The sequence below is a fragment of the Klebsiella sp. K47 genome (assembly GCF_051858335.1).
Taxonomy (GTDB): Bacteria; Pseudomonadota; Gammaproteobacteria; order Enterobacterales; family Enterobacteriaceae; genus Klebsiella; species Klebsiella pneumoniae.
Genome location: NZ_JBPYUI010000169.1, coordinates 1 through 249, shown reverse-complemented (window position 1 = coordinate 249; position 249 = coordinate 1). Strand labels below are relative to the sequence as shown.

Below are 249 nucleotides of genomic sequence, written 5' to 3'. Positions count from 1 at the left end.
CTGATTTAGCATTAACTGAAAATACCCCACTTATTAAACTCGCTCAAGAAGTTCAGGAAGTTCTCAAAGGAGAAGGTGCAGAATTTTTACAGCATTTATTAATTATGGGTGGATCTCCACAAGGTGCAAGGCCAAAAGCGCTCATCTATCGTGATCCTGTCACCAACGAATTCTCAACAGTTAGCTCACATCAACATGAAGCTTGGCTGATCAAATTTCCCGCTCAGCAAGAGCATCCTGAAGTTTGTG

At 41.8% G+C, this 249-nt stretch carries 1 pseudogene; it reads left to right on the top strand.

Annotated features, from left to right (window positions below):
* Nucleotides 1-249: pseudogene (locus tag RRF55_RS27565) on the top strand (type II toxin-antitoxin system HipA family toxin); the annotation flags it as partial.